Raw genomic sequence first — 20,272 nt, 5'->3', positions numbered from 1 at the left:
TTGCTATATTAGGATGGTTGGCAGGATTCCCCTCACGTTTGTCAAATAATAGTAAAGTTGTCTTTTAAATTAAGGGAATATTCAGAATTAAAGGGTGAGAGAATGGAAATTTCAATAATCACTGCACAACTAATTAAGGAAAAAGTTATTTCACATTATCCAAATAGCGTAAAAGCATTAAACGGGGGAACGACAAGTACTGTATATTTGTTGGATGAACAATACGTTGTAAAGTTGAATGAATCGGATGTCATACGTGAAGAAGCTTATTTTCTTCAGTTTTATAAAAAGGACGAATTATTTCCAAAGCTTTTATATAAGGAACCTTTAAATCGCTATATTGTTTACTCATTCCTTGAGGGCACAACGTCTTGCAAACTAGGCCATAAACGGAGTGTTCTTTGTAAACTTGTAAAGGAAGTTATCAATAAGTATGAAGTGGCTACAGAGGTTGATGGCTGGGGATGGAAAGAAAATCTGTTTCAATCTTGGAGTGAATTTTTAACAACAAATGTGATAGAAGCTCATGAAAATGTAAGACGTTACATAAGTGAAGAAGAGTATAGAACGGTTCTTAATTTAGCAAATAGGGATGCTGGAATAAATCAGCCATTTTTATTGCATGGTGATCTTGGATTTCATAACTTTATATTTAAAGAGAATAAACTGCACGGTGTAATTGATCCTTTACCAGTGTTAGGAGATCCTATATACGATTTAATTTACGCGTTTTGTTCAACTCCGGAAAATTTAACAAAAGAAACAATTAATTATGCGATGAAACAGTGTGTATTTCATAAAAAAGACTGTGATTTATATGAAGAAATAGTCATAGGATTATATTTACGTATAGACACATGTTTAAGACACCACCCGAAAGATTTAGAAGATTATTTAATAGCTTGGCGTTATTGGATGGGTGAAATTAAGCCGGCTTTATAGCACAAATATTTTTGGGGGAGATAGTGAAATGAATGTTGCAGAAGCGAAAAAGGATTTAGCAATAAAAACGAAGAGAGGCTTACCGATTATATTAGCCGGCGTTTTATTTTGGATAGTTATGAGTATAACGGGATTTGTTCTTTCTGAAAAACAAGTGGTGTGGGTATATTTAATCGGTATGGGCTGTGTGTTTCCTTTTGGCTTAATGATAGCTGCTATATTGAAAATTGATATGTTTGCGAAAGGAAATCCGTTAGGGGTTTTGGCAGGCTTAATTGGTGGGATAAATGTATTGAATATTCCACTTGTATTACTTGCCTATTTTCAATTTCCAGAATGGTTACCTTTTGTAGTAGCGATGTTAATAGGTGTTCATTTTATTCCGTACGTATGGATTTATGAAAGTAAAAGTTATGGTTTATTGTCAGTAGGGACTGTATTTGTAACGTCAGTTTGTGGGATTCTTTTTGCAGAAAAAGGATTTATTGTAATTCCATTATCGGTTACAGTTATCTATTTACTTACTTTTATAAGTTTGTTAATTGAAAATAAAAAAGCAGATCATTATCAACAAAAGTCAGCTTAATAAAGAAATAGGGATAGGGGGAATTATTATGGAAAATTTCGTTTGTACAACGTGTGGTGTGCAGTATGCAGCGAGTGTAGAAGAACCGGTGAGTTGTCATATTTGTGATGAAGAGAGGCAATATGTTAACCAAAAAGGACAATCTTGGACGACACTAGAAAGCTTACAAACAGGTGATACATATAAAAATGAAATAATCGAAGAGGAAAATGGACTTTATAGTATTACGACAAAACCAGGATTTGCGATCGGTCAAACTGCATTTCTAGTGAAAACAGAGTCATATCGTTTACTATGGGACTGTATTACGTATTTAGATGAAACGACAATTGAGAAGATAAAAGAGCTTGGTGGATTAGATGCAATTGCATTGTCTCATCCGCATTATTATTCAACGCAGGTAGAATGGGCGGAGACATTTGATGTACCAATTTATATACATGAAGATGATAAAGAGTGGGTAATGCGCCCGAGTAGTCGTATTATTTACTGGTCTGGAGAGTCATTGCAATTAGCTGATGGATTAGTCATTCATCGTTTAGGGGGACATTTTAAAGGTGGATCTGTCTTACATTGGGAAGAAGGTAATGATGGAAAAGGGATTTTGTTAACAGGTGATATTATTCAAGTTGTAGCGGATGAAAGGTGGGTAAGCTTCATGTACAGCTATCCAAACTTAATTCCACTACCAGCGAGAAAAGTGGAAGAAATGGTGAATCGAGTGAAGCCGTTACAGTTTAATCGTTTATACAACGCTTTTCATCGAGTAGTAAAAGAAAATGCAAATGAGGCAGTTGAACGTTCTGCTGAAAGATATATAAAAGCAATAGAAGGAAAGTTGTTTCATACGTAAAAGGAGAATAGCTTAATGAAAACGTTAGTATGCTTTGGAGATAGTATTACAGCTGATGAAACATTTTTTAATGGAATGCCGAGATTAACACCACGTTTGCAAGAGGTGTTTCCGAACTGGAAAATAGTGAATGCAGGTATTCCAGGTGATAATACATTTGATGCGTTAAATAGAATTGAAGAAGATGTAATATCATATAAACCAGATTTCGTAACAGTTTTTCTTGGTACGAATGATGCAGTCCCTTTTTCTCAAGTGTCATTACAAGCATATAAAGAAAACTTAGAGAAGATTGTGAACCAAATTTCATCAAATAAAGTACTACTGATTAGTCCTGCACCAGTTGATGAAGAAAGACAGCATAACAGAACAAATAGAGTACTTGGTCAGTATGCAGACGTGGTGGAGGAAGTGGCGAGGGAAACAGGAAGTTATTTTCTAAACGTATTCGCTGAAATGATTCAAGAACGGGATTATAAAAGATTTGTAGAAAATGATGAAAAAGATGGATTACACTTTGGACCAGAAGGTTATGAGTATGTAGCGAAGTTAATTGGTGAAAAGTTAAAAGGGATTTTATAAGGAGCAAAGCACTTAGTGTTTTGCTTTTTCTTATTTCTTTCGCAGTCCATAAACTTATTGATTGCTGTAATTTGGACAAACGTTTTGCATTTGTATGTGCGTAAAAGGCTAGTACTGTTTTAAAGTAATATAAATTTATTTTTTAAAATTTATATTTCGTAGTTGAAAATCAATAAAGGTGTAACTATAATAGTTACAGTAAGTTCGTTGTTTTGAAATGTACACATTGAATTACAAGAATGAAGGGAGTTTTTATGTAAATCAAAAAGTTATAAAAATCTATTAATTTTTATAATGAGATAAAATATTTTTTGTTCGTACAAATTATTAAATATGTTATTTCTAATAGAAAACTAGAGGTGGAAAAATGAAAAATTTTAAGGGTATGTTGATATCATCACTTGCAATTACAACTTTTGCTGGGGTAGGTACGACATTTGTAACAAATACAGTACATGCTGCTAATAACGATTCTAGTAAAATACAAGTTCGTTCTAATAAGAGTATAAACACAACAACTGGCTCGAGAGGGCCTGTATTATCAGTCAATCCTTATGATGAACCTAGATTTTCGAGACAGGGATATCTTGAAGAGGCACCTTTAGGAATTAATGCTCCTTATGCTTGGGGAATTAAAGGAGGAAATGGTCAGGGAGCAACTTTTGTAGATTTGGAAGAAGGCTGGTTATTAAATCATGAAGATTTAGTCGGTCAAAATATTGAATTTATGTCTGGAAAAATGAGTAATGATCTTTCTCACGGTACTTCAGTTCTAGGTGTTGTTTCTGCAGCTGACAATGGAATTGGGAACATTGGGATTGCACCAAAAGCAAAGGCAAAAGTAATTTCAGTGATCCGAGATAATGGGAGAATCGATGTAAGAGATGCTATTTTAAGTGCCGTAGATTCTTTACAGGCTGGAGATGTTTTATTAATTGAAGAATCCTTTAAATATGATGGATATGGAGATGACCCTTTACCAGTCGAAGTGTATCCTAGTATATTTAACGCAATTCGCAAAGGGACAGATAAAGGCATTATTATTGTAGAAGCAGCTGGTAATGGTGGGATTGATTTAGATGAATTTAAAGACCGTAATGGTAAACAGATTTTAAATCGAAATAGTCCAGACTTTAAAGATTCAGGATCTATTATAGTTGGAGCATCTACTGCAAGAGTTCCTCATAAACGTTTAGCTTTCTCTAACTATGGTAGTAGAATTGATGTATATGGTTGGGGAGAATATGTTGATACATTAGATACATATCAAAATCAAAATAGTAAAGGACAAAAAATTACAGATCAGAACATAATTAATCGTTATACTCCTAATTTCCGTGGTACTTCTAGCGCTTCGCCTATAATTGCTGGGGCTGCTGTATCGATTCAAGGGATTGCTAAAGAACATTTAGGTAAGGCATATTCACCAAAAGAATTGAGAGCAATTTTAAGTAATCCAAATACAGGCACAAAGTCTAATAACCCATCATCTGATAAAATAGGGGTTTTACCAGATTTAAGGGCGATTTTGTCTAACCTTGGATATAATAGTGATTTGACTACCAATGATCCTATGGTATTTCCAGATAACATAGAAAAAAATGAAGGAAAAGAAAATTCAACTTTCGTATTTCCAGGTGAAGAAACAAAAAGAACAGGTGATAAAAATTCAACTGTAACCTTCCCAGAAGAAGATTTAAAACAAGAGGAAAAAGAAGAGGGATTAATTGTTTTTCCTGATTAATAAAAAAATACTACCTTCCATTTGGAGGTAGTATTTTTTATTTCTTGTCATTAACAAGCAGGCATGAAAGTTGTATTTGTTTATCTTTCATAATGAATTTAACCACAAAGTCGAATATTTGACTGTTAATTAACTTTTTCTTCTCAATCAATTATATTAATTAATCTAGAAATGCTTGCTGCAATGCTTTGAGCCCATCGCTGTATATACCATGGAACAGATTAATTGCCTCTTCATCACTAACTTCAACAGGAGTGAACGTACCAGACCACTCTACTAATGATGTGTTACTTTCAGCACCTTTTTTCACCCGGATTGTAGATAAATAATTAGTGACCGGGAACGGTGCATTCATGATTGAATACGTGTAGTAGCGTTCCTTATCATTGAATACTTCTAAGCGTTCTATAATTGTATCACCATCTGGATTAGCTAGATGACGTACACGACCGCCTTCAGTTAATTTACTACTAGGTATATAAGGTAACCAGTCTGGAAGGGAGTTGAAACCTCCGATTAATTGCCATACTTGTTCAGGTGATCCGAAAATTTCCATAGATATAGTAGTATATGCCATGTTCATTACGCTCCTTTTCATCCCGGTATTTACGGGTAAATAATCAGTAGGGGATAAACCGCCCCACTGATTAAAGTTTCACTTTATAGGTCCATAACTTATAGTGAGAATGAATTTTATCGTGGATTTTTTATTTGATATATAATTATAAAGTTAAAACTATATACTTTTAATGATTAAATTATATAATAAATATAGAAACGAAAATTTATGAGCAAGGAAGTTGAAAAATATGACATTAACAATGGGCTTTATTGGATTTGGAAAGTCAGCTAACCGCTATCACTTACCTTATGTAAACACACGTAATAATATAAAAATAAAAACGATTTTTGTACGTCAAATAAATGAAAAATTAGCGGCTCCATATAAGGAAAAAGATGTTTACTTCACTACTGATTTGGATGAATTGTTGAATGACAAAGAAATTCAAGTGGTGACGGTCTGTACGCCAGCACATACGCATTACGAATTAGCGAAAAAAGTTATACTTGCTGGAAAGTCAGTTATCGTTGAAAAACCATTTTGCGATACAGTGGAACATGCGAAAGAATTATTAGCTTTAGGACGAGAAAAAGGTGTAGTAGTTATGCCTTATCAAAACCGCCGTTTTGATGGTGATTTTTTAGCTGTGAAGCAAGTAGTTGAACAAGGATTCCTTGGTGATATTATTGAGATTGAATCACATATTGATTATTTCCGTCCTGGTTCAATCACTCATGAAGCTCCAAAAGAAGAAGGTTCATTTTATAGTTTAGGTATTCATACGATGGACCGCATGATTTCACTATTCGGCCGTCCAGATACGGTGACATACGATATTCGTAATAATGAAATGGAAGGTGCGGTTGATAATTATTTCGATGTTGGTTTACATTACGGAAATCAGTTGAAGATTAAGCTGAAAACGAACCATGTCGTAGCAAAAGATTATCCACGCTTTATCGTCCATGGAACAAATGGATCATTTATTAAATATGGTGAAGATCAGCAGGAAAATGATTTGAAAGCGGGGATTATGCCTGAGAGTGCAGGGTTTGGTGAAGATTCACCGATGTACTATGGAGTTGCTAAATATCGTAATGCAAATGGTGACTGGATTGAAAAACAAATTAAAACGCCGCTTGGTGATTACGGTCGTTTCTATGATTCCGCGTATGAAACAATTATAAATGGTGCACCAAAACTTGTGAAAGACGAAGAAGCGGTAACGAATATTGAAATCTTAGAAAATGGATTTGCTGCCCCATCACCTTCAGTTTACAAACTTGAGGCTTTACATTTGAATGAATAGAAGAGAGTTTGCAGTATAAAGGAGGTATGAAAATGGCAAGCGGATCAACACAAGTAAAATACCTCGGCATTTATCAAAAGATTAAACAGCAAATTTTAGACGGTGAATATAAAATCAACGAAAAAATTCCGAGTAGCCCCGTCCTTGCTGAAGAATTTGGTGTTTCAGCCCTTACTATTAAGAAAGCGCTGGATCTATTAGTTAGAGATGGCTACATCATCCGCCGGCGCGGAAGCGGAACAGTGGTGCAAGATTGGCGTCAACAGGAAAAGGCACGAATGATTCAAACTTTAACGGGTACGAAAGCTGTATACGGCAGTGAGGTAGAAAGTAAAATTATCGAGTTTGCGATTGTTGGGGCTGATGAAGTAGTTGCTGAGAAATTGGGAGTTTCAATCGGTGATTTCGTCTATAAAATCATTCGCCTCCGCATCATTCACAGCATTCCGACGATTATGGAGCATACATGGATGCCAATTTCGGTTATCCCAGGTGTTGAGGCTTCTGTTTTAGAGGAGTCGATATACTCACATATTCAAAATAAACTTGGCCTTGAAGTAGGGACATCTGTTGTCAGGGTTAAAGGAATTCGCCCAGATGATAGGGAAAAGCAGTTTATGAACTTAACAAATCAGGATTTCCTAATGCGAGTTGAACAAGTAGCTTACTTAACGGATGGACGAACTTTTGAATATTCTTATGCAGATCATCTACCAGAAACCTTTGAGTTTGAAACAGTCATTACGGCAAAAAATTATAAAGAGACATAAAAAACGGTTGAGGCAAGTATTGTCTCAACCGTTTTTTTATCTTGGATAGAATTTACACATATAGTAGGAGCAGTTATTATTCATCGGCTGTAATCAGCATGGATGTGTTCCCGGTTTTTTCAAGATGAACTTCTCCCCAGGAACAGAGGGAATCGAGTATAGCTCCTAAAGACGAACCGTAATCGGTTAAAGAGTACTCTACTTTCGGTGGTACTTGGTCATATATTTTCCTTTGGATTACACCATCTTCTTCTAGTTCCCGTAATTGTTGCGTTAACATTTTTTGCGTAATACCAGGCATTAATCGTTTTAATTCACTCGTTCTTTTTGTCCCTTTTTTTAAATGACAAAGGATAACAACTTTCCACTTTCCGCCAATAACTTCTAAAGTCGCCTCTACAGGAATATTGTATGTTTTCATAAAAAAACTCCTTTGATGAATTTAGATTATAGTTTTGAGCCTAAATACGTTGTAATACTAAAATTATTTCTTTTTAGTGCCGATAACACTTTAAAGTACGTACTATTTATTGTGCGAAATGTCGTTCATAATAACTGATGTAAGAGAGAAGTAAGCAGAACTGCACTTTAAAGTGTATATATTACTTTTTAGTACCTATAACACTTTAAAGTACGTACTTTTTATTATGTTAAATATATTCCATAATAGCACTTGTAAGCAAGAAATGAATAAAATGTGCTTTGAAGTGCATTTGAGATTGGTTAGCTGTAATACTATGAGGACATTCATACAAAAGAAAACGATTTGTTGCGTTACAATAATTAATCCAAGACTTAACAGTTGATTAATCGAACTGTAAAGTTTAAAATTACAGTAAGATTTTTAGAAGTGAGTTGTCATCGTCTGTAAAATGTAGTTTCAACAATGTTATAGAAGAAGCATTTTGAAAAGAAATGAATAGTAGAGATAAACGAAACATTACGTGAATTTGATTCTAAACTGTAATTTTTTTTAATACATTTCAATAACCGATATGTAAAATGTACGTTTGATAAAAAACATTAAAGGAGTGAGTTAAATATGGTAATTCTATATACAACAGCAAGCTGTGCTTCATGCCGAAAAGCGAAAGCATGGCTTGAAGAGCATCAAATTGATTATATTGAAAAAAACATCGTATCAAATTCTATGACAGTTGATGAGCTTAAAGCAATTCTTCGTTTAACTGAAGAGGGGGCTAATGAAATTATTTCAACTAGATCCAAAACTTTTCAGGACTTAAATATAAATATTGAGGAGCTTTCGCTTAATGAATTTTATAAATTAATAATCGAGTATCCACTAATGTTGCGTCGCCCAATTATGCTGGATGAGAAAAGATTACAGATTGGTTTTAATGATGAAGAAATTCGCAAGTTTTTACCACGTAGCGTTCGAACATTTTTAAACATTGAACTGCAAAAATTGGCCAATTAATAAGTAATATTTTTTAGAAAAAGTTTTTTGAAAGGAGGAAGCAGAAGATGATTGAAGTATGTGTTACAGTTAATTATAATGATAGAAATTATCAAACAAATGTTATTGTGAGTAAAGATACGATTTGGACAAAAATTAAACAACTGGCAGAAGAACAAGTGAAGAAACAGTGGAGTGTTTAATTTTATTTTCAACTTAAAAAGCTAAATGAAGTTATCGGATATAGGCCAGACCGGATAGAATATAAAGGAATTAATTTTTTATGGTAAGAAGTATTCTATATGTTTTAACGTTCTAACCTATCTGTAATATTTATGGCTACAGTATGTTAATATATGAGAAACAATATTTTTAATCGTAGGAGGAAAACAATGAACAGCGACTTTACCTTGGCCATTCACAGTTTAACTTATTTAGCTTTACAGCCAGACCGGATGTCAACAAGTAATGCTATTTCAGAAAGTGCAGGTGTACATCCAGTACGTATTCGTAAAGTACTAAGTTTGTTAAAAAAACATAAGTTTATACAATCAAAAGAGGGAACTGGTGGAGGCTTTATTTTCGCTCGCGATTTAGGTGAAGTTAATCTTTGGCATATTTATCAGATAACCTCTGAAGGTGCTTTGCAGCCGAAGTGTCCGGAATCAAACGATCAGTGTGTTGTAGGTTCGAACATGCGAAAAGTTCTTTTTGCTATTTTCTTAGGTGCTGAAGAACATCTAGGTGAATACTTAAAGAATTATACAATGAAAGAAGTTGTTGACCTTATTAATCAAGAGCGTTAAGCGGCTTAATTATTATATAGCCGTGAGTTCTTAACACATAAATGTAATGAAAAATATTACAGTTAAATTTATTTTTTTATGTTGTTTATCGTCACTAAAAATAATTTGTAGGAAGGTGAAAGAGTATGATGTCAAAGCATAATCCTGTTTTAAAAGTAGGCGATTGGGTTCGAGGAATATCAGTAGAGGGTGAATTAATACTTGGTTATATTGAATCATTTGATAATGTAGGGGAAGTAGTTAAGGTTAATGTTGTGAAATGTGACAACAGAGATACAATAAATAAAACAATGTCCTTTTTAAGTAAACATGTAAAAAAACTCCCTGAATCAAAGGCAATAAATAAGGAACAAATTCTTTACCTTATAGACCTTGCATTATTAACAGGAGACGAAGAATGGTTTATCGGACTTTCTTCAAAATTAAACTCGATAAACGAGCTAGTTAATGGGGGAGTTTAATTTTTTAGCTTATACCCTAATCAATAATATCCTTTCTTTTGTTGCATCTTAATAAAAGAGGGGATGGATGTTATGAAAATAAGATTAACAATGGTTAGCATCATATGTCTGTTTATTTTTTTATTACCCTGCATTTCTGCTCAAGCAATTGTAAAAAAGGAAAATGATATAAACAGAAATTTTGGCATAGATTTAACTGGTTATAAACTTTATTCGTTTGGTGAATTTAACCAATTAGATTATAAGATAACACCACTTACTCAGTTGTTTTTAGGAATAGTGCAAACAGAAGGTGAGTGGATTAATGAACCACGATTATATATTAAGGGAAATAAAGGTTATTTTCATCTTTTGAAAGCGGACGGTACGAATGTTCTTTATACCGTTGAAAAGAGCGGGGATTTTTGGAGAATTATAGATGTAAAAAGAAAGAAAATCAGCAGAATAACTGTATCAAAACAGCTTTTAAAAGAAGTAGTAATTGAGCTCTTATTGGAGCCAATAAGTAAAGAGGTTGAAAACTATTATAAGGAACCAAAACTTTGGTATCGAGGTTCTGAAAAAATACTTGAAATAAAAAAAGATACAACAAACTATACTTTTTATGTAACTGTTCAAATTCAAACTTTTGAGGGTGCACACAACCCGCCTTATGGAGAGGACACAATTACTTTTCGCATAAAAGGAAATGATCTAAAAACGATTCATTATAAACATAGAGATATTCCTGAAGAAGAGTCGAACAAACTACAATTAAGATAACATTGAAGTGATTTGTTTGTGCATCCTTGATAATGATAATTATGTAAATGAGCTGTCCATATGGGGCAGCTTTTTTGTTTTTTTACTCAGTGTATCTTTTTAAAATGTATATGAATTCAATATTAATAATATATATCCTAAAATTTGGTTTTTTTATTTTGGAATTTTTTCTTTTTACCTACATTAATTATTTATTAGAATATCTTTTATGTTTAAAATGAAATTTTTTGATAAAGGGGATATAAGTATCTTTATAATGAGTAACCTAGAAAAACAATGTATTATTGTATTTTTTTACTAACTAATTCAGCTTTAAGCGATAAAAACAATGGCTACATGCTAACTGTAAAATATTATCCATATAAAATTATTCACCTTTAATATTTCTGAAAATATAAAAATATTAATTTTATAAATATACACGTTATAATGAGGGCGTCGAGAGAAATTTTATTATCTCTGGAGAAAATATAAAAAATGCGATTACTAGTAAGAAAGGTGTGTGATTAGAGGCGAAATGTATGTAAAGTGCTTCAGTGGCTTGTGTAAGCAATATCATCAGTGCTGCCGAAGTTATTAAAGTAATGTATAGAATTGAGAAAGAAATGCCTCGCAAATTAAGAGAGGCCGGTTTAGCTAAAATTACTGTTAAAAGTAAAAAAAGAGAAACCATTAAAGTAATACACTGTTATTAGAAATGTTGCAACGTATTTATGAAGTCTATTCTATATTGTTCTCTTAAGAGGTCTTTATATAAAGAGCGGATATTACGAGTAAACTTTTTTGTGAACGCTAACAATTATATTAGGACGCTAACTAGCGAATGTTTCAATTTGGATTCATTATGATGAAGGACATACAAAGTGGGGCAACTTGTAAGGAATTCATTTTCCGAAAAGGGAATATTTGTTAGGTGCAAAGAGAGATGTAGGAATAGATACAAGGGGGAGTTATTATATGAACGGGAATACTGCAAAGAAAATAGAAGTTCAAGCTGAAAATACCGCACGAAAAAATGAGCAATATGCAGATCCGAAAAAGTGGCATAAGCAGGATACTACATGGGCACTCAGTCTATTTGGAACTGCAATTGGAGCAGGGGTGCTCTTTTTACCGATTAATGCAGGTTCAGGTGGTTTATTATCTTTACTACTAATTACATTACTTGCATATCCAGTTATGTACTACTCACATAGGGCGCTTGCTAAAATGATATACGCTTCTAATTCTGCTGATGAGGGGATCACAGGTACAATTAGAGAGTATTTCGGAAATAAAGCGAGTATCATTTTTAACATCGTATATTTCAGTTCAATTTATACAATCGTACTAATGTATTCGGTTGCGCTTACAAATACTGCAAGTAGTTTTATCGTGCATCAATTGCACATGCCAGAACCTCCAAGGGCTATTTTATCACTTGTATTAGTTCTTGGTCTTATCGCTATACTAAATTTTGGTCAAGATATTACTGTAAAGGTAATGAGTATGTTAGTGTATCCTTTCATAGTTTCTCTACTTTTTATCGCAATATCTTTAATTCCACAGTGGAATACGTCAATGCTTAGCTTTTCAGCTGTTTCAACTGCTTCAACAGGAACAGGCTATTTTGGGACGATATTGATGATTCTACCAATCATCGTATTCTCATTTAATCATTCACCTATGATTTCATCATTTGTTGTGAAACAGAGAGCTACGTATGGAATCGAAGCCACTGATGCTAAATGTGCGCAAATACAAAAGGTTTGTTATATCATGACATTCGCTGTTGTTATGTTCTTCGTTTGGAGTAGCGCATTGAGCTTGACTCCAGATGATATAAAAATGGCAAAAGAACAAAACTTATCAATTCTTTCATATCTTGCTAATGAGCTTAATTCGCCTGTAATCACGATTGCAGCTCCAATTATTGCTTTTGTGGCTATTACAAAGTCTTTCCTTGGCCATTATATAGGAGCATTTGAAGTAATGCGTGACATGATTATTAAGTTCGGTAAATCACGTGGAAAAGATATTGAAGAAAAAACAATTAAGACAGTAATCCTTACTTTTGTTGTATTATCATGCTGGTTTGTTGCTTATACAAATCCAAGTATTCTTGGACTTATTGATTCTCTAAGCGGTCCATTAGTTGCTGCTATCTTATGTCTATTACCGATGTATGCGATTCAAAAAGTGCCAGTACTAGCTAAATACAAAGGGAAAATGAGCAACGTATTTGTTATTATTGTAGGTGTACTTACTGTCTTAGCAAGTATTAAGTCATTATTCTAATTCACTATTATTGGTATTAGTGTAAAAATAGTTAACATGAAAAACTTTTTGGACAAACTTCTCACATTGGAGAGTTTGTCCTTTTTTAGTCATTCTATCAACTTGCCGACAAACAAGCCACCTTCCAGGCAGAAGGTGGCTTGTTTCGGTATTAATTTATTTTAACTATTCATGTCTGAATGGCCCTTTTGGAGCAATTAGCTCTAAATTAGTACCATCTGGATCGGGGAAGTAGGCAACTCCTGTACCAAATCCAGATTTCTAGCCGTCTTCTTGAAAGATAATTGGTTCGTCATATGGTGCTATCCTATGCCCATCAAGCTAACAAAATGGATTGCCTCTGAAACAAAAAATGATTTTTATTACTATAAAAAACGTAAAGTATCTGTTTTTAGAAAAAAATAATTTTTATAAATTGATGGAGATATAACTCAATTCTTTTATATATTTAGTTAAATATGATTGTCAGAATGAACTTAAAGTAATTATGATTTCTAGAAATACGAACTGATGTTTTGAATTGGTTTAAAGTTGCTGGAACAAAATAAAACCAATTGAGCAAAAAAACTTGCAAAAATAAAAAGAGAGATGTATATTAATTGATGTATCAATAATTGATACATCAATTAATATTTTGACAAGAAAGAAAAGGAACATTTTATGAAGGAAATGTTCGTAAATATCAGTGGAGAAGAACGCAAAATACTTATTCATGTTCTATTACAGATACAAAAAAATGTAGAGAATATTAAAGAATAGAGAGTGTAGGGGGCAGAATAGTGTGGAAATAATCGCAGCTATTTTAGTCGGGATCGTAGCATTAGAACATTTGTTTATCATGATCCTTGAAATGTTTTTTATTGATTCAAAAGTAGCGAAACGTGCTTTCAAATTACCGAAGCATTTAGAAGGAGATCGAAACGTAGCCATTATGTTTGCAAACCAAGGTTTATATAATGGATTTTTAGCGGCTGGTCTCATTTGGGGACTTGTACTTGGGCTCAATCCAATTGGTTATATGGTCCAATTATTTTTCGTGATTTGTGTGGTGATAGCAGCTATTTTCGGAGGTTTCACATCTAATAAATCAATTATTGTGAAACAAGGACTTCCAGCTGTTTTAGCACTAGTTGCTCTTTTATGTATGATATAGAATCAAAGTTTCTCAATAAAAGAACTCATTTTTGAAAAAATACGCTATTCTTTCTTTAGAATTATAGGAAAGGATAGCGTTTTTGTATGTCTATTTCTATATGTAGTGAATTACAACTATTCCTTCAAGGGATTCAACTGCTTTTCAGCTTTTGGATATATTTTCATCCATCTTTGTTTCCTCCTATTGTTGGATAGTGTAATAATTGATAAAAATTTTGATGAAATTGGATTATAATGATTGATCAAAAAAGCTAGTGATTAAAAATATTATTCTTTAGTACATACATTTTTAAGATGTTAAATATATTTCATAATAGTCTCTGTAAGATAAGGGTAACTAGAATAGTACTTTTTATAACTTTGAATATCATTCATAATAGCACCAGTAAGAAGAAAACAAGCTTTACGGTACTAGTCACCAAAGATGTTACAGTAGTTTATTTAGAATCAGATTGATTGAAAGGTTGTACTATATGGCCTAATAATTTCGAAAAAATGTCGGTGTGGCATAAAACAATTATGGAGGTTAAAGATATGAGTACTTCAAATTTGAATGAAATAAGTAAACGAATTTTAATAGAGGAGGAAACACTTCAATTTTCCTCTTTTACAAATGAAGATGCACTGCAACTAGGTTTATTTATCGTTGAAACAGCGAAGAAAGAGGGGAAATTGATTGCTGCTGATATAACGAAAAACGGTGTGCAATTGTTTCATTTCAAAATGACAGGGACAAATGAGGAAAATACGAAATGGATTGAGCGTAAAAAACGAGTCGTTTCTCTGCATGATCATAGCTCGTATTATATGCAGATACAAAGTGAAATAACTGGAATCTCATATAATGAAAAATATCTTTTAGATACTTCGGAATATGCTGCGTTTGGTGGCTGCTTTCCTATCAGAATAAAAGACGTAGGGGTTATTGGAATGATAACAGTTTCGGGATTACCACCAGAAGAAGATCACGAATTGGTTATAAGAGCAGTTAAGAATCATCTGAAGCAATAATAAAAAGGCCAAAACGAACAAGAATATGTTCATTTTGGCCTTTTTATTATTCATTTCATGTAATGAACATAGATCTAATCTTTTTCTAATAAATACATGAGTACTAAAAGATATTAGGGAATGAAGAATCTTTAATCCGAGACACTTTTCTTGACGATGATAATTTATGTAGTTAATATGATAGATATAAAATAACTTAATTACTTTTAATAATTAAATTATTTTATATAAGTTATAGTAATTAAGTAGTATGTGGTAAAAATGCTTTGAATTGCCACTATTAATATTGGGGACAATGAGAAAGCGACAAATATAAAAAATTTGAAGTTAAGAAGCAAGAGTGAATCAACAATGATAGTAGCTTCTGTACAATGCATTTTTACTATAGTGACAATGACTATACATCACGAGGGGGACTGAACTTGGAATCAATGACCTTTGTTTTATTTGGAGCGACAGGGGACTTAGCAAAACGCAAAATTTACCCCGCGCTATATAACTTATATAGAGATCAAAAGCTTCCAAAGCAAATATCTGTTATCGGGCTTGGAAGACGTGAAGTGTCTCATATAGATTTTCAAAAAAGAATAAAAGAATCAATAGAGACGTTTTCTCGTCAGAGGGAAGAAGGTACTCCGGAACTCGAAGGTTTTTTAGATAATTTTCGCTATTGTCCATTAGATGTGAGTAAACCGGAAGACTATGAGAGGTTATTACAAGTCGTTCGTGAAAGGGAAGAGGAACTACATATAAAAGGTAATAGAATGTTCTATCTTTCAGTTGCTCCTGAATTTTTCGAGACCATTGCTTTAAATATTAAGGAAAGCGGACTCGATAAAACAGATGGATGGAAACGCCTGATGATTGAGAAACCGTTTGGGCACGACCTTACATCTGCTCGTGAGCTTAATGATAAGCTTAGTCGCACGTTTGAAGAAGACGAGATATACCGTATTGATCACTATTTAGGTAAACCGATGATTCAAAACCTTGAAGCACTAGAATTTGCAAATCCTGTTCTCCAATCGATTTGGAACAAAGAACATATAGCAAATGTACAAATTACAGCTAGTGAAACAGTTGGGGTTGAAGAAAGAGCCGGATATTATGATCATGCAGGAGCCATTCGAGATATGGTTCAAAATCATATGTTACAAATATTAATGATGACTGCTATGAATCTGCCGGAAAAGGTTAATGCGTGTGAAATTCGAGAGGAAAAACGAAAAGTAATGGAGACGCTTCGTAAAGTGAAAAAAGAAGACGTTCAAAGCCATATCATTCGCGGTCAATACTCTTCAGGAGAGATAAAAGGCGGGCAAGTTGTAGCGTATAAAGAGGAGCCAGGAGTAAATCCTTCTTCTAACATAGACACATTTGTTGCTGCTCGTTTGTGGATCGATAATCCATTTTGGACTGGCGTTCCCTTCTATATACGAACAGGAAAACGAATGAAAGAAAAGTCTACTCGTATTGTAATTGAATTTAAAAATACGTTAAAACAGCAATATCAAGATAATAATCCAAATGCAGCACCTAACTTATTAATAATTGAAATTAGCCCAGGTGAGAATGTTTCATTACAGTTAAATAGTAAAAATCCATTGAAAAATGGAGAGATTGAACCGATGCGTATTAACTTTACTTGCGAGCAAGTGGATGTGGGAGTACCTGAAGCGTATGAAAGACTCATTCATGATGCGGTGAGTGGAGACGCTACATTCTTTGCACATTGGAGAGAAGTTGAATTGTCATGGGAATGGGTACAACCAATTCTTGAAGCGTTCGAGGAAAACTTATTACCGCTTCATGAATATGAGTCTGGTTCATATGGTCCAGAAGCGTCTAATGAACTGTTGCAAGAAAGTGGATTTAAATGGTGGTTAGATCAAGAGACGGAAAAATAAGTACTTTCTTTCATGAAAGCATTTAGGGGGACGATTACTATGGCACAAAACATAAATCAATTAGCAGTGAATACACTTCGTACGTTATCGATTGATGCTATTAATGCGGCAAACTCAGGTCATCCAGGTCTTCCGATGGGAGCAGCACCAATGGCTTATGCATTATGGGCGAATCATTTAAATTACAATCCTAATCACCCAGAATGGTTTAACCGTGATCGTTTCGTTTTATCGGCAGGACATGGATCTAGTCTGTTATATAGCCTACTTCATTTAGCTGGATATGACGTTTCAATTGATGACTTGAAAAACTTCAGAAAGTTAAATAGTAAAACACCAGGACATCCTGAGTTTGGGCATACTCCTGGAGTTGAAGCGACTACAGGCCCGTTAGGACAAGGGATTGCTAATGCTGTCGGAATGGCAATGGCAGAAGCTCATTTAGCAGCGAAGTTTAATAAGGATGGTCACTCTATTATAGATCACAATACGTATGCTTTAGTCGGAGATGGTGACTTAATGGAGGGTGTCGCTTATGAAGCGATGTCAATGGCAGGACATATGAAACTTGGCAAGTTAATTGTACTGTATGATTCAAATGAAATTTCACTTGATGGTGAATTAGGCATTGCTTTCTCTGAAGATATTCAGAAAAGGGCAGAATCTGTACATTGGCAATATGTAAGAGTTGAAGATGGAACCGATGTCGATGCTATTACAAAAGCCATTACATTAGCGAAAGAAAATACGGATCAACCTACTCTTATAGAAATTAGAACCATTATAGGTTATGGAAGTCCAAAAGTTGCTGGAACGAATAAAGCACATGGTAATCCGCTTGGAGTAGAAGAAGCGACAGCGACAAAACAAGTGTATGGTTGGCACTATGAGGAAGACTTCTTTGTGCCTGAAGAAGTAACAGCTCATTTTAATGAACTGAAACAAAAAGGTATTGAAAAAGAGAACGAATGGAATGAGCAATTTAACGTATACAGAGAGTCAAACCCTGCACTAGCAGATGAATTAGAAAAAGCGATTACAGGTGAGGTTTTAATTGAAGCGAAAGACATTCTATCTTTTGATACTGAAAAAACAATTTCCACTCGTGTTGCAAGTGGGGAAGCTATTAATCATTATGTGAAATCGATTCCTTCTATTTTCGGTGGAAGTGCGGATCTTTCTCATTCTACGATGACAGATATAAAAGGTGAAGCAGTATATGCAGTAGAATCATATGCTGGACGAAATATATACTTCGGTGTACGTGAACATGCAATGGGCGCGGCAGCGAATGGACTGGCTCTCCATGGAGGAGTAAAACCTTTCGTAAGTACATTCTTTGTATTTAATGATTACCTTCGTCCATCGATTCGACTGGCTGCACTGCAAAAGTTACCTGTTACTTACGTATTTACACATGATTCGATTGCTGTAGGAGAAGATGGCCCAACGCATGAACCAATTGAACAATTGGCAGCGCTTCGAGCAATTCCTGGTCTAACAGTTATCCGTCCGTCAGATGCAAATGAAACAGCAAGTGCTTGGGCGTATGCTTTACAGCAAACGGATGGTCCAGTCGTTTTAGTACTGAGCCGTCAAAATTTACCGGTGTTTAATGAAACGAAAGCGAACATAGAGAATCTCTCTAAAGGAGCTTACGTATTAACACAAACAAATGAAAATCCGGATGTAATTTTAATTGCGACAGGTTCTGAAGTATCCTTAGCTGCTAGTGCGAAAGCAAAATTAGAAGAAGAACAAGTTTCTGTTCGCATCGTTGCAATGCCGAGCTGGGAGTTATTCGATCGCCAATCGAACGAATATAAAGAATCCGTTCTTCCGTCTTCTGTAACGAAACGAGTATCTCTTGAGATGGGTGTATCTCTAGGTTGGGAACGTTATGTAGGACAAGGAGGAAAAGTACTATCAATTGAAACATTTGGAGCTTCAGGTACTGGAGCTGAAGTCATGAATCTATTTGGATTTACGACAGAAAATGTTGTTCAAATTACAAAAAATGTGTTGAATTCTTAAGCTATGACTGTGAATACCTTTCTGTACATATTAACATTTCAGTGCTGAAAGGTATTCCAGATTGTAGTGATATGGATTTTTAATAAAAGATGATTTGAGGAGGAATTATATTATGCAAGTAGGATTAATTGGGTTAGGTAAAATGGGATTAAATTTAGGGAAAAATTTAATGGATCATAAACATGAAGTAGTAGCATTTGATTTAAATACGAGCGCAGTAGAAGAAATGAAAGAGTACGGGGCAACAGGTACATCTAGTTTAAGTGAACTTGTTCAGTCATTACAATCACCAAGAATTCTTTGGGTAATGGTACCACACGCTGTTGTTGATTCTGTTATTGATGAGGTTACACCACTTTTATCAAAAGGAGATATTTTAATTGAAGCTGGTAATTCACATTATAAAGAGTCTATCCGCCGATATGAGCAATTAAAGAAAGATGGCATTCACTTTATGGATGCAGGAACTTCTGGTGGAATGGAAGGCGCTCGCAATGGTGCTTGTTACATGATCGGAGGAGATCAAGAAGCTTGGGACATCGTTGAACCTATCTTCCGCGATACAGCTGTAGAAAATGGGTACTTATATGCTGGAAAAGCTGGTAGTGGTCACTTTTTAAAAATGATTCACAACGGAATTGAATACGGTATGATGGCTGCTATTGGTGAAGGATTTGAGGTTTTAGAAAAAAGTGAATTTGACTACGATTATGAAAAAGTATCAAGAGTATGGAACAACGGTTCAGTAATCCGCTCTTGGTTAATGGAATTAACTGAAAATGCATTTTCTAAAGATGCAAAACTGGATGAAATTAAAGGCGTTATGCATTCTTCTGGTGAAGGGAAATGGACAGTAGAAACAGCATTAGACCTTCAAACAGCAACTCCTGTTATTGCGATGTCTCTATTAATGCGCTACCGCTCATTAGACAATGATACATTTACAGGAAAAGTTGTAGCAGCTCTGCGCAATGAATTTGGCGGACATGCAGTAGAAAAGAAATAAAGTGAAACTTTAATCAGTGGGGGCTTCATCCCACACCAATCGGGCTTTTACGGGATAATCATATTAAACATGTAACTCATCAACGTAT

General features: G+C 34.2%; 20 protein-coding genes and 1 pseudogene. 18 read left to right on the top strand and 3 right to left on the bottom strand.

The genetic code is table 11. The annotated features are described in order from the left end of the window. Positions 1 to 102 precede the first annotated feature (102 nt). The 5 genes from BCG9842_RS16605 to BCG9842_RS16585 all read left to right on the top strand — a co-directional run bounded on the left by BCG9842_RS16605 (position 103) and on the right by BCG9842_RS16585 (position 4,707). Complete coding sequence (locus BCG9842_RS16605) at positions 103 to 942, top strand: aminoglycoside phosphotransferase family protein (RefSeq protein ID WP_000406145.1); 840 nt, start codon at positions 103 to 105, stop codon at positions 940 to 942. Positions 943 to 970: 28 nt separating this feature from the next. Next, a complete protein-coding gene (locus tag BCG9842_RS16600; RefSeq protein WP_001099746.1) occupies positions 971 to 1,528 on the top strand; it encodes a DUF7010 family protein in 558 nt (185 codons plus the stop codon). Between the two features lie 28 nt (positions 1,529 to 1,556). Continuing rightward, the gene (locus BCG9842_RS16595; RefSeq protein ID WP_000427247.1) at positions 1,557 to 2,381 is read left to right on the top strand and encodes an MBL fold metallo-hydrolase; all 825 of its coding nucleotides are present in this window, start codon (positions 1,557 to 1,559) and stop codon (positions 2,379 to 2,381) included. Between the two features lie 15 nt (positions 2,382 to 2,396). Further along, on the top strand, positions 2,397 to 2,963 hold the full coding sequence (locus BCG9842_RS16590) for an SGNH/GDSL hydrolase family protein (protein ID WP_000855216.1): 567 nt from the start codon (positions 2,397 to 2,399) through the stop codon (positions 2,961 to 2,963). A 367-nt stretch (positions 2,964 to 3,330) separates the two neighbouring features. Further along, on the top strand, positions 3,331 to 4,707 hold the full coding sequence (locus BCG9842_RS16585; RefSeq protein WP_000787690.1) for a S8 family peptidase: 1,377 nt from the start codon (positions 3,331 to 3,333) through the stop codon (positions 4,705 to 4,707). 160 nt (positions 4,708 to 4,867) lie between these two features. Here the strand turns inward: BCG9842_RS16585 and BCG9842_RS16580 are convergent, their stop codons facing one another. Further along, positions 4,868 to 5,284 (bottom strand): SRPBCC family protein, encoded by a 417-nt coding sequence (locus BCG9842_RS16580; protein WP_000332040.1) that lies wholly within the window; start codon positions 5,282 to 5,284, stop codon positions 4,868 to 4,870. Between the two features lie 232 nt (positions 5,285 to 5,516). Here BCG9842_RS16580 and BCG9842_RS16575 point away from each other — a divergent pair, with 232 nt between their 5' ends. After that, complete coding sequence (locus BCG9842_RS16575; protein WP_000176635.1) at positions 5,517 to 6,578, top strand: oxidoreductase; 1,062 nt, start codon at positions 5,517 to 5,519, stop codon at positions 6,576 to 6,578. Positions 6,579 to 6,610: 32 nt separating this feature from the next. Beyond that, positions 6,611 to 7,348 (top strand): GntR family transcriptional regulator, encoded by a 738-nt coding sequence (locus BCG9842_RS16570; RefSeq protein ID WP_000146279.1) that lies wholly within the window; start codon positions 6,611 to 6,613, stop codon positions 7,346 to 7,348. A gap of 76 nt (positions 7,349 to 7,424) precedes the next feature. Here BCG9842_RS16570 and BCG9842_RS16565 read toward each other — a convergent pair whose 3' ends face one another. Then, positions 7,425 to 7,769, bottom strand: coding sequence for a winged helix-turn-helix transcriptional regulator (locus tag BCG9842_RS16565; RefSeq protein WP_000860826.1), 345 nt, complete (start codon positions 7,767 to 7,769; stop codon positions 7,425 to 7,427). Positions 7,770 to 8,390: 621 nt separating this feature from the next. On the opposite strand from BCG9842_RS16565, the gene spxA reads away from it, so the two are divergent. From spxA to BCG9842_RS16535, 6 genes are all read left to right on the top strand, one after another. After that, a complete protein-coding gene (gene spxA / locus BCG9842_RS16560) occupies positions 8,391 to 8,786 on the top strand; it encodes a transcriptional regulator SpxA (protein ID WP_000236187.1) in 396 nt (131 codons plus the stop codon). 47 nt (positions 8,787 to 8,833) lie between these two features. Continuing rightward, on the top strand, positions 8,834 to 8,968 hold the full coding sequence (locus BCG9842_RS16555) for a BA3454 family stress response protein (protein ID WP_000573532.1): 135 nt from the start codon (positions 8,834 to 8,836) through the stop codon (positions 8,966 to 8,968). A 189-nt stretch (positions 8,969 to 9,157) separates the two neighbouring features. After that, positions 9,158 to 9,571: an Rrf2-family transcriptional regulator SaiR gene (gene saiR, locus BCG9842_RS16550; protein ID WP_001083469.1), complete on the top strand. Its 414-nt coding sequence runs from the start codon at positions 9,158 to 9,160 to the stop codon at positions 9,569 to 9,571. Between the two features lie 128 nt (positions 9,572 to 9,699). After that, positions 9,700 to 10,032 carry an IDEAL domain-containing protein gene (locus tag BCG9842_RS16545; protein ID WP_033669682.1) on the top strand — a complete coding sequence of 111 codons (333 nt, stop codon included), beginning with the start codon at positions 9,700 to 9,702 and terminating at the stop codon, positions 10,030 to 10,032. A 72-nt stretch (positions 10,033 to 10,104) separates the two neighbouring features. Beyond that, positions 10,105 to 10,794, top strand: coding sequence for a DUF3888 domain-containing protein (locus BCG9842_RS16540; RefSeq protein ID WP_000702349.1), 690 nt, complete (start codon positions 10,105 to 10,107; stop codon positions 10,792 to 10,794). Positions 10,795 to 11,751: 957 nt separating this feature from the next. Then, the gene (locus BCG9842_RS16535) at positions 11,752 to 13,071 is read left to right on the top strand and encodes an aromatic amino acid transport family protein (protein ID WP_001014191.1); all 1,320 of its coding nucleotides are present in this window, start codon (positions 11,752 to 11,754) and stop codon (positions 13,069 to 13,071) included. 165 nt (positions 13,072 to 13,236) lie between these two features. On the opposite strand, the pseudogene BCG9842_RS30110 reads toward BCG9842_RS16535, so the two are convergent. Continuing rightward, a pseudogene (locus BCG9842_RS30110) lies at positions 13,237 to 13,365 on the bottom strand (VOC family protein); the annotation flags it as partial. A gap of 487 nt (positions 13,366 to 13,852) precedes the next feature. Between BCG9842_RS30110 and BCG9842_RS16530 the strand changes: the two are divergent. The 5 genes from BCG9842_RS16530 (at position 13,853) to gnd (ending at position 20,184) form a co-directional block, all read left to right on the top strand. Then, a complete protein-coding gene (locus tag BCG9842_RS16530; RefSeq protein ID WP_000402472.1) occupies positions 13,853 to 14,224 on the top strand; it encodes a DUF1304 domain-containing protein in 372 nt (123 codons plus the stop codon). 497 nt (positions 14,225 to 14,721) lie between these two features. After that, the gene (locus BCG9842_RS16525; RefSeq protein WP_141526675.1) at positions 14,722 to 15,237 is read left to right on the top strand and encodes a heme-degrading domain-containing protein; all 516 of its coding nucleotides are present in this window, start codon (positions 14,722 to 14,724) and stop codon (positions 15,235 to 15,237) included. Between the two features lie 422 nt (positions 15,238 to 15,659). Beyond that, on the top strand, positions 15,660 to 17,144 hold the full coding sequence (zwf, locus tag BCG9842_RS16520) for a glucose-6-phosphate dehydrogenase (RefSeq protein ID WP_000445329.1): 1,485 nt from the start codon (positions 15,660 to 15,662) through the stop codon (positions 17,142 to 17,144). 39 nt (positions 17,145 to 17,183) lie between these two features. After that, positions 17,184 to 19,178, top strand: coding sequence for a transketolase (gene tkt, locus BCG9842_RS16515; RefSeq protein ID WP_000068272.1), 1,995 nt, complete (start codon positions 17,184 to 17,186; stop codon positions 19,176 to 19,178). Between the two features lie 112 nt (positions 19,179 to 19,290). Further along, positions 19,291 to 20,184: a phosphogluconate dehydrogenase (NAD(+)-dependent, decarboxylating) gene (gnd, locus tag BCG9842_RS16510; RefSeq protein ID WP_001195926.1), complete on the top strand. Its 894-nt coding sequence runs from the start codon at positions 19,291 to 19,293 to the stop codon at positions 20,182 to 20,184. Positions 20,185 to 20,272 lie beyond the last annotated feature (88 nt).

Source organism: Bacillus cereus G9842 (assembly GCF_000021305.1).
GTDB lineage: Bacteria > Bacillota > Bacilli > Bacillales > Bacillaceae_G > Bacillus_A > Bacillus_A thuringiensis_S.
The sequence above is the reverse complement of the archived record's forward strand: the minus strand, read 5'-3'. Positions and strand labels throughout refer to the sequence as shown.

Bases quoted from the DNA above. Each gene is read 5' to 3' on its own strand.
- BCG9842_RS16545 (WP_033669682.1), top strand. From the start codon at position 9,700: ATGTCAAAGCATAATCCTGTTTTAAAAGTAGGCGATTGGGTTCGAGGA.
- gnd (WP_001195926.1), top strand. From the start codon at position 19,291: ATGCAAGTAGGATTAATTGGGTTAGGTAAAATGGGATTAAATTTAGGG.
- BCG9842_RS16605 (WP_000406145.1), top strand. From the start codon at position 103: ATGGAAATTTCAATAATCACTGCACAACTAATTAAGGAAAAAGTTATT.
- BCG9842_RS16535 (WP_001014191.1), top strand. From the start codon at position 11,752: ATGAACGGGAATACTGCAAAGAAAATAGAAGTTCAAGCTGAAAATACC.
- BCG9842_RS16580 (WP_000332040.1), bottom strand. From the start codon at position 5,284: ATGGCATATACTACTATATCTATGGAAATTTTCGGATCACCTGAACAA.
- BCG9842_RS16555 (WP_000573532.1), top strand. From the start codon at position 8,834: ATGATTGAAGTATGTGTTACAGTTAATTATAATGATAGAAATTATCAA.
- BCG9842_RS16585 (WP_000787690.1), top strand. From the start codon at position 3,331: ATGAAAAATTTTAAGGGTATGTTGATATCATCACTTGCAATTACAACT.
- BCG9842_RS16575 (WP_000176635.1), top strand. From the start codon at position 5,517: ATGACATTAACAATGGGCTTTATTGGATTTGGAAAGTCAGCTAACCGC.
- BCG9842_RS16590 (WP_000855216.1), top strand. From the start codon at position 2,397: ATGAAAACGTTAGTATGCTTTGGAGATAGTATTACAGCTGATGAAACA.
- tkt (WP_000068272.1), top strand. From the start codon at position 17,184: ATGGCACAAAACATAAATCAATTAGCAGTGAATACACTTCGTACGTTA.
- saiR (WP_001083469.1), top strand. From the start codon at position 9,158: ATGAACAGCGACTTTACCTTGGCCATTCACAGTTTAACTTATTTAGCT.
- BCG9842_RS16565 (WP_000860826.1), bottom strand. From the start codon at position 7,769: ATGAAAACATACAATATTCCTGTAGAGGCGACTTTAGAAGTTATTGGC.
- BCG9842_RS16595 (WP_000427247.1), top strand. From the start codon at position 1,557: ATGGAAAATTTCGTTTGTACAACGTGTGGTGTGCAGTATGCAGCGAGT.
- BCG9842_RS16600 (WP_001099746.1), top strand. From the start codon at position 971: ATGAATGTTGCAGAAGCGAAAAAGGATTTAGCAATAAAAACGAAGAGA.
- BCG9842_RS16525 (WP_141526675.1), top strand. From the start codon at position 14,722: ATGTCGGTGTGGCATAAAACAATTATGGAGGTTAAAGATATGAGTACT.
- BCG9842_RS16570 (WP_000146279.1), top strand. From the start codon at position 6,611: ATGGCAAGCGGATCAACACAAGTAAAATACCTCGGCATTTATCAAAAG.
- spxA (WP_000236187.1), top strand. From the start codon at position 8,391: ATGGTAATTCTATATACAACAGCAAGCTGTGCTTCATGCCGAAAAGCG.
- BCG9842_RS16540 (WP_000702349.1), top strand. From the start codon at position 10,105: ATGAAAATAAGATTAACAATGGTTAGCATCATATGTCTGTTTATTTTT.